Source organism: Streptomyces sp. NBC_01381, from assembly GCF_026340305.1.
Classification (GTDB): domain Bacteria; phylum Actinomycetota; class Actinomycetes; order Streptomycetales; family Streptomycetaceae; genus Streptomyces.
This window is the reverse complement of record NZ_JAPEPI010000001.1, coordinates 3449905-3465106: the sequence shown is the minus strand read 5'-3', so window position 1 is coordinate 3465106 and position 15202 is coordinate 3449905. Positions and strand designations below refer to the sequence as shown.

General features: G+C 72.1%; 11 protein-coding genes and 1 riboswitch. Of the genes, 7 read left to right on the top strand and 4 right to left on the bottom strand.

From position 1 onward, the window contains the following. Window positions 1-60: 60 nt before the first annotated feature. Entirely contained in the window at window positions 61-1077 is a 1017-nt protein-coding gene (locus OG453_RS16130; RefSeq protein ID WP_266868483.1) for a hypothetical protein, read from the bottom strand. A gap of 308 nt (window positions 1078-1385) precedes the next feature. Here OG453_RS16130 and OG453_RS16125 point away from each other — a divergent pair, with 308 nt between their 5' ends. Next, window positions 1386-2276, top strand: coding sequence for a neutral zinc metallopeptidase (locus OG453_RS16125; protein WP_266868481.1), 891 nt, complete (start codon window positions 1386-1388; stop codon window positions 2274-2276). A gap of 13 nt (window positions 2277-2289) precedes the next feature. On the opposite strand, the gene OG453_RS16120 is transcribed toward OG453_RS16125, so the two are convergent. From OG453_RS16120 to OG453_RS16110, 3 genes are all read right to left on the bottom strand, one after another. Beyond that, window positions 2290-3729 carry a hypothetical protein gene (locus OG453_RS16120; protein WP_266868480.1) on the bottom strand — a complete coding sequence of 480 codons (1440 nt, stop codon included), beginning with the start codon at window positions 3727-3729 and terminating at the stop codon, window positions 2290-2292. 88 nt (window positions 3730-3817) lie between these two features. Next, the gene (locus OG453_RS16115) at window positions 3818-4951 is read right to left on the bottom strand and encodes a S9 family peptidase (protein WP_266868478.1); all 1134 of its coding nucleotides are present in this window, start codon (window positions 4949-4951) and stop codon (window positions 3818-3820) included. 327 nt (window positions 4952-5278) lie between these two features. Continuing rightward, on the bottom strand, window positions 5279-5935 hold the full coding sequence (locus OG453_RS16110) for a class II aldolase/adducin family protein (RefSeq protein WP_266868476.1): 657 nt from the start codon (window positions 5933-5935) through the stop codon (window positions 5279-5281). 178 nt (window positions 5936-6113) lie between these two features. Here OG453_RS16110 and OG453_RS16105 point away from each other — a divergent pair, with 178 nt between their 5' ends. From OG453_RS16105 to cobN, 6 genes are all read left to right on the top strand, one after another. Continuing rightward, window positions 6114-6854, top strand: a complete 741-nt coding sequence (locus OG453_RS16105; RefSeq protein ID WP_266868474.1) for a lysozyme — start codon at window positions 6114-6116, stop codon at window positions 6852-6854. Between the two features lie 191 nt (window positions 6855-7045). Then, window positions 7046-8317 (top strand): inorganic phosphate transporter, encoded by a 1272-nt coding sequence (locus OG453_RS16100; RefSeq protein ID WP_266868472.1) that lies wholly within the window; start codon window positions 7046-7048, stop codon window positions 8315-8317. A gap of 12 nt (window positions 8318-8329) precedes the next feature. Then, window positions 8330-8566 carry a hypothetical protein gene (locus OG453_RS16095; RefSeq protein WP_266868470.1) on the top strand — a complete coding sequence of 79 codons (237 nt, stop codon included), beginning with the start codon at window positions 8330-8332 and terminating at the stop codon, window positions 8564-8566. A 118-nt stretch (window positions 8567-8684) separates the two neighbouring features. Continuing rightward, window positions 8685-8836: riboswitch (cobalamin riboswitch) on the top strand. 122 nt (window positions 8837-8958) lie between these two features. Further along, on the top strand, window positions 8959-9978 hold the full coding sequence (locus OG453_RS16090) for a cobalamin biosynthesis protein (protein ID WP_266868468.1): 1020 nt from the start codon (window positions 8959-8961) through the stop codon (window positions 9976-9978). After that, a complete protein-coding gene (locus OG453_RS16085; RefSeq protein ID WP_266868466.1) occupies window positions 9975-11483 on the top strand; it encodes a cobyric acid synthase in 1509 nt (502 codons plus the stop codon). Before OG453_RS16090 ends, OG453_RS16085 begins: the two co-directional genes overlap by 4 nt. Then, window positions 11480-15160, top strand: coding sequence for a cobaltochelatase subunit CobN (gene cobN, locus OG453_RS16080; protein WP_266868464.1), 3681 nt, complete (start codon window positions 11480-11482; stop codon window positions 15158-15160). Before OG453_RS16085 ends, cobN begins: the two co-directional genes overlap by 4 nt. Window positions 15161-15202 lie beyond the last annotated feature (42 nt).

Genomic DNA, 15202 nt, shown 5'->3' with positions numbered 1-15202 from the left:
GGGTTGATGGAGGGCGATCACGCCGTCTAATGCACGAGGAGAATGGCCATGACGGCAATTCTACCGGGGCCGCGCAAACACTTTTTCTGCCCGGTTCGGTACGTCGTCGGGGGCGGCCCCCGGCAGCTCGTTGCCCAGCGGGGTGCGGCGCGGCACGATCCGGCCGAGGTCGTCCACCGCGATCAGCTGTGAGGTCCACGGGGTGGCGGCGTCGCCGCAGGGCTGGGCCACCAGGAGGGCCGCGCGGTGGCGTACGGAGCGGGCGGGCTCGAAGGCGCAGCCACCGCGGGCGGGCAGCACCCAGCGCAGGTCGCCGTCGGCGGTGCGGTAGGCGGCGATGCGGTGCGGGGTGACGACGGCGATCATGCGGCCGTGCGGGTCGAGCGGCTGCAGGACTCCGGCGGCGCCCCGGGCGGCGGGGGTGCGCAGCCAGGAGGCGCTGCCGGGGATGGCACGGTGCCAGCGGACGGCGCTGCCGGCGGCGCGCGCGGTGTCGGTGACCAGGCCGTCGCTCCAGAGCGCGACGGCGTGGCCGGGGGCGGGGAGCAGCGCGAGCGGGCGGTGTCCGGCGCGGCCGTAGGTCCAGCGTGCGCGGCCGGTCGCCGGGTCGTACGCCTCGACGGTTGGCCCCTTCGTGCGGAGCTCGGGGGCGGCGCTGCCGGCGGCCACGCGCGCGTGGACGGTGATGTGGTCTCCGTAGGGAGCCGGGCGCGCGTGGTGGGCGGCGGTGATCAGCGGGAGGGCGAGGAGGGCGAGGGCCACCGGGAGCGCGAGCCGGGAGCCGCGGCGGGCGGCCGTCGCCCGGGGTCCGGTCGCCTGCGGTCCGGTCACCCGTGATCCCGTCGGCCGCAGTCCGGTCGCCTGCGGTCCGGTCACCCGTGATCCCGTCGGCCGCAGTCCGGTCGCCTGCGGTCCGGTCACCCGTGATCCCGTCGGCCGCAGTCCGGTCGCCTGCGGTCCGGTCACCCGTGATCCCGTCGGCCGCAGTCCGGTCGCCTGCGGTTCTGTCGCTCGTGATCCCGTCGCCTGCGGTGCCGTCTCCTGCGGCCCGGTCGCCTCGATCGGTGCGACGGCCATGACGCGCCCCCTTCGTACCCACGTCACGACCCGCCCCTTTGGTACCCAGCTCACGACGCGCCCCTTTGGTACCCATGCCCGGCCGATGCTCACGGCCCGTTCCCGGCCGATGCCCACGGAACAGGCGCAGAGCGTAGCGGCGGCGGCAGCGCACGCCCCGGTCGTCCGGCGCGCCACTCGGCGGGCGTCCCCCGTTCGGCCCTCCGTCCGGCGCCGCACGGGGAGGGGCCTATCAGGATGAAGGGGCCGAACGGTCGGCGCGGGACTGCGGACGCCGCCCCGGATGCGAGGCAGAGGGGGGTGCGCCCATGCAGTTCGACGACGACGCCGATCTGGACACGTCCGAGGTGCAGGACGTGCGGGGCAGCCGGATTCCCGGCGGCAGGGCGACGGTCGGCGGCGGCATCGCGGGCCTGATCGCGCTCGTCCTCGGGCTGCTCTTCGGGGTCGGCCCCGACCAGCTCGGCCTCTCGTCGGGCGGCGAAGAGCCCGCCGCATCGTCCTCGTCCGTGGCGCAGGTGCAGCAGAACTGCCGTACGGGACAGGACGCGAACACCAAGGAGGACTGCCGGATCGTGGCGGTGGTCAACAGCCTGCAGGACTACTGGCGTCCGGAGTTCCAGCTCAGGGGCGGGACCTACTCCCCCGCGCAGACGGTCCCTTTCACCAGCAGGGTGGGCACCGCGTGCGGCGCGGCGTCGTCGGCGGTCGGCCCCTTCTACTGCCCCGGTGACCGGAAGGTCTATCTGGACCTGGGGTTCTTCGAGGAGCTGCGGACCACGTTCGGCTCCAGCGGCGGCCCCTTCGCGCAGGCGTACGTCGTGGCGCACGAGTACGGGCACCACGTACAGAACCTCATGGGGACGCTGCAGCGCTCCCAGGACGGGCGCACCGGGCAGAACAGCAACGCGGTGAAGGTCGAGCTGCAGGCCGACTGCTATGCCGGGGTGTGGGCGCGGCACGCGACCCGCACCCCCGACGACCGGACGGGCAGGCCGCTGATCACCAGTCTCACCGAGGCGGACATCCGCGAGGGCCTGGACGCGGCGGCCGCGGTCGGCGACGACCGCATCCAGGAGAGGTTCCAGGGCCGGGTCACACCCGAGACCTGGACGCACGGCTCGGCCGAGCAGCGGCAGCAGTGGTTCTACGAGGGCTACCGCACCGGCGACATGGGGCAGTGCAACACCTTCCGGTGAGCCGGACGGGCCGCTACACCCCTCCGGTGTGCACCTGGAACGCAGCCCGGCGGACGGCCTTCGCGAGCGCCGGGTCGGGGTGCGCGGCGGCGAGCGCGACCAGGACCTGGACGGTGCGGGGGTGGCCGATCCGGCGCACCTCGTCCAGGAGCGCGGGCACCGTGGGCTGGACCGCGGACTCCAGGTGGCGGATGAGCAGATGGGTCTCGCCGTGGTCGGCGACGGCCGCGGCGGTGTCGACCCACAGCCACGTCGACTCGTCACGGGTCAGGACCAGGTGGACGTCCTCGGGGTCCGCGCCCTCCTGCTCGGCCAGCCAGATCAGGGCGTACGGCCGCAGCGAGGTCTCGTCCACGACGGCCCGCACCTCGGCCTCGGCCGGGGCGCCGACCACCCGCAGGGCCTCGAAGGCGAGGCCGCGCAGCAGGGCGTCCTCGCCGCGTGCCGCCTCCAGGAGCTCGGTGACGGCGCTGCCCACGGGGCGCGCGGCGAGCCAGGCGCGGTACTCGGAGCGGGCCGCTTTGGGGCGCAGGCGTGCGCAGCCGCGCAGCATGTCGGCGGCCGCCTGCTCGATGTTCCCCGCCGGGCTCTGCGCGGCCACGCAGATCTGCTCCAGCTTGACCCAGACCGCCCAGCTGCCGAGCGGCGTGAGCGTGGCCTGCCCGTCGGCGTACGTCAGCGCGCCGACGGCGGCGAGACCGCGCAGGGCCCAGTCGAGGAGGGTGGGCAGGGAAGGGGCGTCATCGGGGTCCACCGGCTCGGGCTGCGGGCCGTAGGGGATCTCGCAGCGTTCCGTACGCAGTTCCGTGACGCGCTGGTCCAGGAGGTCAAGGAGCTGCGGCAGGGGGACGGGACCCGCCGAGAGCTGCAGCAGGGTGAGGAGCTGCGGCATGGCCTCGACGGTCTCGGCGACGGCGGCGGGCGGCAGTTCGCGCGATGCCGCGTGCGCCAGGGACCAGGCGTCGAACAGCGCGACCCAGCCGCGCAGCACGGCGGCGTCGTCGCGGTCCCAGGCGCGCAGGCGCCAGCCGGGGCGCGCGCTGTCGCCGTGCACCTCGACGAGGCCGGCGAGCCGTGCGGTGTCCCAGTCCGCCCTGACCTGATCCGCGGTCAGGGCGAGTTCCGCGGCGGCCCGTTCGGCGGTGGCGGTGGAGAGGGTTCCTTTGCCGTCGCGCTCGCCCCCGCCGCTTCCCGGGCGCAGCGACGCGTCGGCCCAGCGGGCCACCCGCACGGCGTCGGCGAGACCGGCGCGGGCCATGCGGGCCAGCTCGGCGGGGGCCGGTGTGCCCTCGGGCGGCCGGGGCGCGGGACGGCGCGAACGGGCCTCGGTCACTGCGCCGGGAGCAGTCAGGGGGCGCGCTGCGCCGCGATCCGCCGCTGCTCGCCTCTCGGCCATCGGGGACTGAGCACGGACGAGTCGGAGCCTTGAGTCGCGCGGGATACGGGACGTCACGGGAGCAGTCTTCCTGTTGACGGTCCGAAAACCCAAACGGAATGACTTCGTGAGGCTCCGGAGCGCTACGTCCGGGGTGCGCGGGGTGCTACATCAGGGGCGTGAGGAAGCGCCGCAGCACCTCTTCGTAGCCCGCCGGGTCCGCGTTCCACATGGCGCCGTGGGGCGCATCCGGAACCGTGTGGAGAGTGACGAGTTCCGGGCGCCGGGCGGCCAGTTGCCGGGACAGGCCCCAGGGGGCGATGACGTCGTCGGGGCCGTGGAAGAGCAGGGTCGGCACCTTGAGCACGTCGGGGTGGGCGGCCTCCAGGATGCGGTCGCCGCGCAGGCCGGTCCGTCCCTGGGCGGCGCGCACCGCGAGCGGCAGCAGGAAGCCCGGCGTGCGCCGGGCCGCGGCGAGCGCACGCAGGGTGACCTCCCAGTCGAGCACCGGGGAGTCCAGCACGAGGCCGCTGATGCGGTCGCGCAGGGCCGAGTACGCGGCGGCGTGCAGGGCCATGGCGGCGCCGGTGGACCAGCCGTGCACGATCACGTTCTCTGCGCCGTAGCGCACGGCGTAGCGGATGGCCGCGTCGAGGTCGCGCCACTCGGTCTCGCCGAGGTGGCCGAGGCCGTCCGGGGAGCGGGGTGCGCCGAGGTCGCCTCGGTAGGCGAGGTCGAGGATGGGGAACTGCAGGCGGTGCAGGAAGTCCATGACGACCATGGGGTGCTCGCGGGTGGTGCCGAGGCCGTGCACGGTGATCACCCAGGTGTCGCGGGCGCCGGGCACGAACCAGGCGGGCAGGCCGCCGAGTTCTCCGGGGATGTCCACGTCCGCGTGGTCGATGTCGAGCGCGGCGTGCGGGTCGCCGATGTACACCTGCGGGGTGAGCCGGACCCGGGCGCCGGGGTCCAGGGTGCCGTGGGTGACGGCTTCCAGGCGGCGTACGACGGTGTCGGCCTCGTGCGGCGCGGAGTCGACGACCGGGCCGATCACCGCGTGGCTGCCGGCGCCGCCGAGGCCGTATCTGCCGGGGCGCAGGCTCGCGAGGGCGCGGGTCAGGGTGATCTGGCCTGCCGCCGTGGCGTGGACCGTGAGGCGGGGCCCCGGCAGGGGGCGGCCTGCCGGGGTCTTGAGGGCGGCGTTGCTGGCGACGCGGCCCGCCGCGATGGCGGCTGCGCCGGCCAGGAGGGCGGTCGCTGCGGCGGTGACGGCCGTTGCCGTCGCTTTGGCTGGGCGCACGTGTCCAGTGTCGGCGGGGTGGCTGGGTAGGGCCAGTGGACGGGGGCTGTGGAGTGATTCCGGCTGCGGACCGTTGCGCCTGCGGCGGGCTTCTTCCCCAATCCCGCCCCTTCCCGAAACTGGGGGCTCCGCCCCCAGACCCCCGAAGTGGTGGACGCCACGGGGCTCCGCCCCGGACCCCGCTCCTCAAACGCCGGAGGGGCTGGATGATTCAGCCCGTCCGGCGTTTGAGGACGAACTCGGCGAAGCCGGTGATGACGGCAACTGCGCGGCCGGCGGAGCCGGAAAATCGGGAAGGGGCGGGATTGGGGAGAGGCCCCGCAGGGCTTACCCCTGCCCGTACCCCCGCAGTCGGTCCTCCGCTTCCCGTAGCTGGGCGTCCGACAGCAGGGTCGGCGCGTGGCCGGGGATCGCGCTTGCCGTCAGCCAGAGGCGGCACATCCATTCCAGCTGGGCCGTGCGGTCGTATGCCTGGTCCAGAGTGTCTCCGTATGTGATGGTTCCGTGGTTCTGGAGGAGACAAGCTGTGCGCTCGCGCAGGGCGTGCAGCATGTTCTCGGCCAACTCGTCCGAGCCGTACGGCGCATACCGGGCGACGCGGGCGGGGCCGCCCATCGAGGCCGCCATGTAGTGGATCGGCGGCAGCTCCGGCAGCAGCGTGGAGACGGCCGTGGCGTGCACCGCGTGGGTGTGGACCACGGCCCCGGCGGAGGTGTTGCGGTAGATCGCGAGGTGCATCGGCAGTTCGCTGGTCGGGGTGAGGTCGCCGAAGAGCCGGGCGCCGTCGAGGTCGACGCCGACCGCGTCCCGCGGTGTGAGGCGGTCGTAGGGGACTCCGCTCGGGGTGACCAGGACCGTGCCGCCGACGCGTACGGAGACATTGCCCGACGTGCCGACCACCAGGCCGTCCGAGACGGTCCTGCGAGCCGCCGCGACGAGATCGCCCCAGGCCCGTTCCACCGCGTCCTGCCGCTGCTCAGTCATGCCGTGATCCTGCCAGCCGGGACCGCGGCACCGCAGTGCGGAGCCGGAGCGTCCGTATCGGCGTGTTATGGGCATACATCCCCTTCTGGCGATGATTGGCTGGCGATCGACCGGCATGCGGTGATCTTCCAGTAACCTCTGGGGGATTTGTCATGCACGTCGCCATCCGGGGGGAAATATGGCTCGTGATCACAAACCGTCCCGTCGCCGCGCCCGCGTCATCGCCGCCTCAGTGGCAACGCTGGCCCTGAGCGGGACCGCCCTCGCCGAGATTCCGGTTTCGGCGGCGGGCAAGCCTAGGGGCCACGACGTCTCGTCGCACCAGAAGAACGTCAACTGGCAGAAGGCCAAGAGCAAGGGCGCACGCTTCGTGTACGTGAAGGCCACCGAGTCCCACACGTACCGCAATCCCCACTTCAAGCAGCAGTACAACGGCTCCCGCAACGCGGGCATCGTCCGCGGGGCGTACCACTTCGCCGTACCGAACAAGTCGTCCGGCAAGAAGCAGGCCGCGTACTTCATGAGCCACGGCGGGCGCTGGCGGGCGGACGGCTGGACGCTGCCGCCCGCGCTCGACATCGAGCACAATCCGTACAGCAAACGCAAGTGCTACGGCCTCAGCAAGACCGGCATGGTCAACTGGATCAAGTCGTTCAGCAACGAGGTGCAGCGCCAGACGGGACGCCGTCCCGTGATCTACACGACCACCAAGTGGTGGAACAACTGCACGGGCGGCAGCCGCGCCTTCGCGGCGAATCACGCGCTGTGGCTCGCGCGCTGGTCGTCGACGTCGGGGACGCTGCCCAAGGGGTGGTCGTACTTGACCATCTGGCAGTACGACAACGGCGGCGAGCTGCCGGGTGATCAGAATCTCTTCAACGGCTCGATGAACCAGCTGAAGAGGTTCGCCCGAGGGTAGCCAAAAGCCCTTGGAAGCCCGGATTCCGGGCCCCGTACCGCCGCTCCGGACGATCTCCGTCACGGTTCCGACGGAAGCGGAGTGGCGGTGCCCCGCATCGAGTCACCGCACCGCCCGGCCCAGTTCACTTTCCGTTCACCCAGGTTGCCTACGTTCCACTTGCCACTGACGTCCAACAGAAGCCTGGGTAAATGGAACACATCACGCTTCTCCTCGGGATCGTGATCGTTACCGCTCTCGTGTTCGACTTCACGAACGGTTTCCACGACACAGCCAACGCGATGGCGACCACCATCTCGACCGGCGCCCTCAAGCCCAAGACGGCGGTGGCCATGTCCGCCGTGCTGAACCTCGTCGGAGCATTCCTCTCCGTCGAAGTCGCCAAGACGATCTCTGGCGGCATCGTCAACGAGGACGGACTGAAGACAGAGGTCATATTCGCGGCCCTGGTGGGCGCGATCCTCTGGAATCTGCTGACCTGGCTGGTGGGCCTGCCCTCCAGTTCCTCCCACGCACTCTTCGGCGGCCTCATCGGCGCCGCCGTCATGTCGATGGGCTGGTCGTCGATCAACGGCGGCACCGTCGTCACCAAGATCCTGATCCCGGCCCTCGCCGCGCCGCTCGTGGCGGGTCTCGCCGCGATGGCGGCCACGCGCCTGACGTACCGGATCGGCCGCAACACCGACACCAAGTCGACCGCCAAGGGCTACCGCGCCGGCCAGATCGCCTCCGCCGGCCTCGTCTCGCTGGCGCACGGCACGAACGACGCGCAGAAGACCATGGGCATCATCACGCTCGCCCTGGTCACCGGCGGCGTCCTCAACCCCGGCGCGAACCCCCCGATGTGGGTCATCGTCTCGGCCGGTGTGGCCATCGCGCTCGGCACCTACCTGGGCGGCTGGCGCATCATCCGCACCATGGGCAAGGGCCTCACCGACCTCCAGCCGCAGCAGGGCTTCGCCGCCCAGACCAGCGCCGCGACGGTCATCCTCGCCTCGTCGCACATCGGCTTCTCGCTCTCCACCACGCAGTCCTGCTCCGGCGCCGTGATGGGCGCGGGCCTGGGCCGCAAGGGCGGTGTGGTCCGCTGGTCCACGGCGACCCGGATGTTCGTCGCCTGGGGTCTGACGCTCCCGGCCGCCGGCCTGGTCGGCGCGGGCGCCGAGTTCCTCACCAAGCAGGGCCCCTGGGGCATCGCGGCGACCGCGGCGCTCCTGGTCGGCGGCTCGGCCGTCATCTGGGTGCTCTCGCGGCGCAACGCCGTCGACCACACGAACGTCGCGGACGACGAGATCGGCGGCTCCGACGCGGAGCCCGCGGGCGTCGTGACCACCGCGATCGCCGCCGTCACGCCGCCGCCCACCGGCGCCGCCGCGACGGCCGCCGACGACGACCACGTCAAGGCCACCATCCCGGCCCCGACCGGCTCCGTGGCGGACCCCGCCCGGCCTGCCACGGTGTAAGGACAGATCAGCATGGACATCGACTGGGCAGCTCTCGGCTCCGTCTTCGGAGTCAGCCTCGCGGTGACGGTGGCCCTGGTGGGCCTGTTCACCCTCGGCATCGTCGGCCTCTCCAAGCACGAGGCGGCCGCCTCCGGCGCCGCTTCCGCCGCGGGCGGCAACGCTGCGGCGGCGCGCGCCGGCGCGTACGCGTGCTTCGCGCTGTGCGCGGCCGCGGTGGCGTACGGGATCTATCTGATCGTCGCCTGACGGCCGGAGTTCGTCGCCTGACGACGGAGTTCGAGGTGGGGTGCGAGACGCTTCGGCGTCCCGCACCCCACCTTCGTATGTGGGCCTTGGCACACTCTCCCGTCGCAGGTCAAAGGCGAGTTGACGGGCGTTCGCGGGCGTGGTGGACTGCCGGAGCCATTACGGCGGCAGAAGAGGAAGCCGGTGCGAATCCGGCGCGGTCCCGCCACTGTCACCGGGGAGACGACTCCCCGTGAGCCAGGAACTCTCGCCCGCCGATCACGTCGAACCAGGGCGCGGACACCCTGAGTGAGGACATATCGCCATGCGCGGCCGCCCGTTGCCGGTTCCTGTGCCCCCGCCTGTCCAGGCCGGGCCCGTCGCTCCCCTTCACGTAACGGTCGGCTGAACCCGTGTGTGCCGATCGCGACTTCGCGTACGGCGCCGCCGCCGGGCTCCTCGGTGACCTGCTTCTCGGTGATCCTCGCCGCGGGCATCCGGTCGCCGCGTTCGGGCGTGCGGCGGGTGCCGTCGAGCGTGTCCTGTGGCGGGATCACCGCGGGTGGGGCGCGCTGCATGCCGTGGTGTGCGCCGGCGGTGCTGCGGGTGCCGCCGCCCTTGCCTCTTCTCTTGTACGTCGCCACTCGCGCGCCGGATCGGTCGCGCTGACCGCCGCCGCGACCTGGGCCGTGGTCGGCGGGACCTCGCTCGGGCGTGAGGCGCGGGCCATCGGCGGGGCGCTCGCCGCGGGGGACATCGAGGTGGCGCGGGAGTGGCTGCCGCATCTGTGCGGGCGGGATCCGCAGGCGCTGGATGCCGACGGCATCGCGCGGGCCGTCGTCGAGTCCGTCGCCGAGAACACGTCCGACGCCGTCGTGGGGGCGCTGGTGTGGGGGGCGTTGGCGGGCGTTCCGGGGCTTGTCGGGTTTCGGGCCGTGAACACGTTGGACGCGATGGTGGGGCACAAGTCCGCGAGGTACCTCCGGTACGGGTGGGCGTCTGCTCGGCTCGATGATGTTCTGGGGTGGCCGGGGGCTCGGCTGACCGCCCTGCTGGCGGCTGCTGCGGGGGATTCGCCCTCCGGGGCGCTGCGGGCCTGGCGTGACGATGCCGCCAAGCATCCGAGTCCCAACGCTGGGCCCGTTGAGGCGGCCTTTGCCGGGGCGTTGGGGGTGCGGCTCGGGGGGACTCTCTCGTACGGGGGGCGGGTTGAGCATCGGCCTGTTCTCAATGGGGGTGGGCGTGCCGTTGCCGTGGCTGACATCGAGCGGGCTGTTCGGCTGTCTCGGCGGGTTGGGCTGCTGGCGCTGGGGGTTGCCATGGCCGCCCGTCCGAAGCGGAGCCCGGCAGTTGGGACTGTGCCCACCCGTTCCGCCCTGCGGAACGCCTGCCCACAGCAAGGACGGCAGAGCAAGTCAAGGAGAACCTCATGAGTGGCGGGCTGCTTGTTGCCGGAACCACCTCTGACGCCGGGAAGAGCGTCGTCACCGCCGGGATCTGTCGGTGGCTGGCTCGCAAAGGAGTTTCCGTCGCGCCGTTCAAGGCGCAGAACATGTCGCTCAACTCCTTCGTCACGCGCGAAGGCGCCGAGATCGGGCGGGCGCAGGCCATGCAGGCGCAGGCCGCCCGGGTCGAGCCGAGCGCGCTGATGAATCCCGTGCTGCTCAAGCCGGGCAGCGACCGCAGCAGTCAGGTGGTGCTCATGGGGAAGCCCGTGGGCGAGATGAGTGCGCGTGGCTATCACGGCGGGCGCCAGGAGGCGTTGCTCTCGACCGTGGTGGGATGTCTTGAGGAACTTCGGGGCAGCTATGACGCCGTGATCTGCGAAGGCGCGGGCAGTCCCGCCGAGATCAATCTGCGGCGTACGGACATTGTGAACATGGGGATCGCGCGGGCCGCCCGGTTCCCCGTCGTCGTCGTCGGCGACATCGACCGCGGTGGCGTCTTCGCCTCCTTCTTCGGCACGACCGCGCTGCTCAGTGCCGAGGATCAGGAACTGGTCGCCGGGTATCTCGTCAACAAGTTCCGGGGCGATGTGTCGCTGCTCGCACCCGGGCTCGACATGCTGCAAGGACTCACCGGGCGGCGCACGTTCGGTGTGCTGCCGTTCCAGCACGGGCTCGGCATCGACGAGGAGGACGGCCTTCGGGTGTCCCTGCGGGGTGCCGTGCGGGAGTCCGTCGTCGCTCCCCCGGTCGGCGAGGACGTGCTGCGGGTCGCCGTCTGTGCCGTACCGCTGATGTCGAACTTCACGGACGTGGACGCGCTCGCCGCCGAACCCGGTGTCGTCGTGCGGTTCGTGGACCGGGCCGAGGAACTCGTCGACGCCGATCTCGTGATCGTGCCGGGGACGCGCGGGACCGTGCGCGCGCTTGAATGGCTGCGCGAGCGTGGGCTCGCCGACGCCATCGCGCGGCGTGCGGCCGAGGGGCGGCCCGTGCTCGGGATCTGCGGCGGCTTCCAGGTGCTCGGCGAGCACATCGAGGACGACGTGGAATCGCGCGCGGGGGCCGTGGACGGGCTCGGGCTGCTGCCCGTGCGCGTGCGGTTCGCCCGCGAGAAGACCCTCGCCCGGCCCGTCGGCGAGGCACTCGGGGAACCCGTCGAGGGGTACGAGATTCATCACGGCGTCGCCCAAGTCCTGGGCGGAGAGCCCTTCTTGGACGGCTGCCGCGTCGGTGAGGTGTGGGGCACGCACTGGCACGGCTCCCTTGAGAGCGACGCGTTCCGGCGGCGCTTCCTCACCGAGGTGGCCCGCGCCGCCGGGCGCCGTTTCGTGCCCGCGCCCGACACCAGCTTCGGCGCACTGCGCGAGGAGCAGCTCGACCTGCTCGGAGACCTGATCGAAGAACACGCGGACACGGACGCGCTGCTCAGTCTGATCGAGACCGGCACACCGTCCGGTCTCCCCTTCATCGCACCGGGGGCACCCTCATGACCGTCCTGCTTCTGTCCACCGCCGACACGGACCTGCTGGCCGCCCGTGCCTCGGGCGCCGGGTACCGCATCGGCAACCCGACCCGGGTCGACGTACAGAACGAGCTGCCCGCCCTGATCGAGGGCGCCGACATCGCCGTCGTACGCCTCCTCGGCGGCAGGCGCGCCTGGGAGGACGGGCTCGCGGCGCTGAAGGCCGCCGGGATCCCGACGGTGCTGCTCGGCGGCGAGGCCGTGCCGGACGCGGAGCTGATGGCCGAGTCGACCGTGCACGCGGGGTCCGTGGCGGAGGCGCTGCGGTATCTCGTCGAGGGCGGCACGGGCAATCTGCGCGAGCTGGTGCGCTTCCTCAAGGAGGACGTCCTCGCGGCGGGTCGCGGCCGGGCGTCGGCCGCCGACACGCAGGAGCGGCAGAGTGCCGAGCCGCAGAAGATGCCCGAGTACGGGGTGCATGGCACCCGGGAGTACGTCGAGGGCCGGCCCACCGTCGGTGTGCTCTTCTACCGGGCGCACCAGCTCTCCGGGAACACCGGCTTCGTGGACACGCTGTGCGACGCGATCGAGGCGCGGGGCGCCAACGCCCTTGCCGTGTACTGCGGTTCGCTGCGCGGCGCCGACGCGGGCCTGTACGAGATCCTCGGGCGGGCCGACGCCCTGGTCGCCACCGTCCTCGCGGCGGGCGGCACGCATGCCTCCGGCGCGAGCGCGGGCGGCGACGAGGAGGCCTGGGACATCGGCGCGCTCGCCGACCTCAACATCCCTGTGCTGCAAGGACTCTGCCTCACCTCGTCGCGGGCGACGTGGGACGCGTCGGACGCCGCGCTCTCCCCCATGGACGCCGCGATGCAGGTGGCGATCCCGGAGTTCGACGGCCGTGTCATCACCGTGCCGTTCTCCTTCAAGGAGCAGGGCCCCGACGACGTACCGGTGTACGTCGCCGACCCCGAGCGCGCCGCCCGGGTCGCCGGAATCGCCCTGCGGCACGCCCAGTTGAAGCACAAGCCGAACGCCGAGAAGAAGCTCGCGCTCGTCTTCACGGCCTATCCCACCAAGCACTCGCGTGTCGGCAACGCCGTCGGGCTCGACACGCCCGCGTCGGCGGTGCGCGTGCTCGACTCGCTGCGCGATGCCGGATACGTCGTCGAGGGCCACCCGGACAACGGCGACGAGCTGATCCACCGGCTCATCAACGCCGGTGGCCACGACGTCGAGTGGCTCACCGAGGAGCAGCTGGCCGCCGCGCCCGCGCGCGTGCCGCTCGCCGACTACCGGGCCTGGTTCGACAAGCTGGCCCCCGAGCTGCGCGACGGCATGCTGGAGGCGTGGGGCGAGCCGCCCGGCAGCCTGTACGTGGACGGCGACGACATCGTGCTCGCCTCCCTGCAGTTCGGGAACGTCGTCGTGATGATCCAGCCGCCGCGCGGCTTCGGCGAGAACCCGATCGCGATCTACCACGACCCGGACATGCCGCCCTCGCACCACTACATGGCGGCCTACCGCTGGCTGGAGCTGTCCTTCGGCGCCGACGCGGTCGTCCACATGGGCAAGCACGGCACGATGGAGTGGCTGCCGGGCAAGGGCCTCGGCCTGAGCGGGAGTTGCGCCCCGGACGCGGTGCTCGGCGAGCTGCCGCTGATCTACCCCTTCATCGTGAACGACCCCGGCGAGGGCACCCAGGCCAAGCGGCGCGGGCACGCCACGGTCGTCGACCACCTGGTGCCGCCGATGGCACGGGCGGACACGTACGGCGATCTGGCGAAGCTGGAGCAGCTGCTCGACGAGTACGCACTCGTCAGCGACCTGGACCCGACGAAGGCCCCTGCCGTCCGCGCGCAGATCTGGACGCTGGTGAAGGCCGCCGAGCTCCACCACGACCTGCATGTCGACGAGCAGCCCGACGACGGCGAGTTCGACGAGTTCGTCATGCACATCGACGGCTATCTCTGCGAGATCAAGGACGTACAGATCCGTGACGGCCTGCACATCCTCGGCGGCGGCCCCGAGGGCGAGGCGCGCGTCAATCTGGTGCTCGCCGTACTGCGGGCCTCGCAGGTGTGGGGCGGCCAGGCGAACGCGCTGCCCGGCCTGCGGGCCTGCCTCGCCGAGCACTTCGGGCTCAGCGAGAAGGAGCTGCTCGCCGAGCCGGGCGCCGCCGTGAAGGTGGCGGACGGTCTGACGTCCCTGGTCGACGGGCCCGCTCGGACCGGCGCCGACGCGCTTGACCTCCTGGAGCAGCTGTGCCGACGCCTCGCCGAGGGCATGGAGGAGCGCGGCTGGAAGCTGGAAGCCGTACGCAGCCTCGTGCGAGACGTGCTCGGGGTCGAAGTCACTCCCGCCGTGGCCGTGTTGGGCTTCGCCTGCGAGGAGGTCGTGCCCCGCCTCGCGCGGACGACCGACGAGATCGGGCACATCCTGCGGGCGCTCGACGGCGGTTACGTTCCCGCCGGTCCTTCCGGGTCGCCGACGCGCGGGCTCGTGAATGTGCTGCCGACCGGACGCAACTTCTACTCGGTCGACCCCAAGGCCATCCCCTCGCGGCTGTCCTGGGAGGTCGGCCAGTCCCTCGCGGACTCGCTGATCGCGCGGTATCTGGCGGACACGGGTGAGTACCCGAAGTCCGTGGGTCTGACCGTGTGGGGCACGTCGGCGATGCGTACGCAGGGCGATGACATCGCGGAGATCCTGGCGCTGCTCGGCTGCCGTCCCGTGTGGGACGACGCGTCCCGGCGCGTGACCGGCTTCGAGATCGTGCCGGTGGCGGAGCTCGGGCGGCCGCGCATCGATGTGACGGTGCGCATCTCCGGGTTCTTCCGCGACGCGTTCCCGCACGTCGTCGGCCTGATCGACGATGCGGTACGGGCCGTGGCCGAGCTGGACGAGGCCCCGGAATCCAATTACGTACGCGCCCACGCGGACGAGGACACCGCCGAGCACGGCGACCGGCGCCGTGCCACGTCCCGGATCTTCGGGTCCAAGCCCGGCGCCTATGGGGCGGGCCTCCTTCCGCTGATCGACGCACGCAACTGGCGCAGCGACGCCGACCTCGCCGAGGTGTACGCGGTGTGGGGCGGCTACGCGTACGGGCGTGGGCTCGACGGCAAGGCCGCGCGCGGGGACATGGAGACGGCGTTCCGGCGGATCGCGGTCGCGGCGAAGAACGTCGACACCCGCGAGCACGACCTGGTCGACGCCGACGACTACTTCCAGTACCACGGCGGCATGGTCGCCATGGTGCGGCACCTGACCGGCGAATCCCCCGAGGCGTACGTCGGGGACTCCGCCACGCCCGACCAGGTGAAGACGCGCACCCTGGGCGAGGAGACCCACCGGGTCTTCCGGGCCCGCGTCGTCAACCCCCGGTGGATGGCGGCGATGCGCCGGCACGGGTACAAGGGCGCGTTCGAGATGGCCGCCACCGTGGACTATCTCTTCGGGTACGACGCGACCGCGGGCGTGGTCGACGACTGGATGTACGAGAAGCTCTCCGCCGAGTACGTCTTCGATCCCGAGAACCGGGAGTTCATGCAGAAGTCCAACCCCTGGGCCCTGCGCGGGATTTCGGAGCGGTTGCTCGAAGCGGCCGAGCGGGGTCTGTGGGCGGAGCCGGACGCACAGACGCTGGAGCGGCTGCGGGCCACGTACCTCGAACTTGAGGGTGAGCTGGAGGGGGACGGATGAGTTCCGACGCCCCACGTCCCGCCCCGAATCACCTGATGGAGG

Bases quoted from the DNA above. Each gene is read 5' to 3' on its own strand.
- OG453_RS16105 (WP_266868474.1), top strand. From the start codon at position 6,114: ATGGCTCGTGATCACAAACCGTCCCGTCGCCGCGCCCGCGTCATCGCC.
- cobN (WP_266868464.1), top strand. From the start codon at position 11,480: ATGACCGTCCTGCTTCTGTCCACCGCCGACACGGACCTGCTGGCCGCC.
- OG453_RS16110 (WP_266868476.1), bottom strand. From the start codon at position 5,935: ATGACTGAGCAGCGGCAGGACGCGGTGGAACGGGCCTGGGGCGATCTC.
- OG453_RS16100 (WP_266868472.1), top strand. From the start codon at position 7,046: ATGGAACACATCACGCTTCTCCTCGGGATCGTGATCGTTACCGCTCTC.
- OG453_RS16095 (WP_266868470.1), top strand. From the start codon at position 8,330: ATGGACATCGACTGGGCAGCTCTCGGCTCCGTCTTCGGAGTCAGCCTC.
- OG453_RS16085 (WP_266868466.1), top strand. From the start codon at position 9,975: ATGAGTGGCGGGCTGCTTGTTGCCGGAACCACCTCTGACGCCGGGAAG.
- OG453_RS16130 (WP_266868483.1), bottom strand. From the start codon at position 1,077: ATGGCCGTCGCACCGATCGAGGCGACCGGGCCGCAGGAGACGGCACCG.
- OG453_RS16125 (WP_266868481.1), top strand. From the start codon at position 1,386: ATGCAGTTCGACGACGACGCCGATCTGGACACGTCCGAGGTGCAGGAC.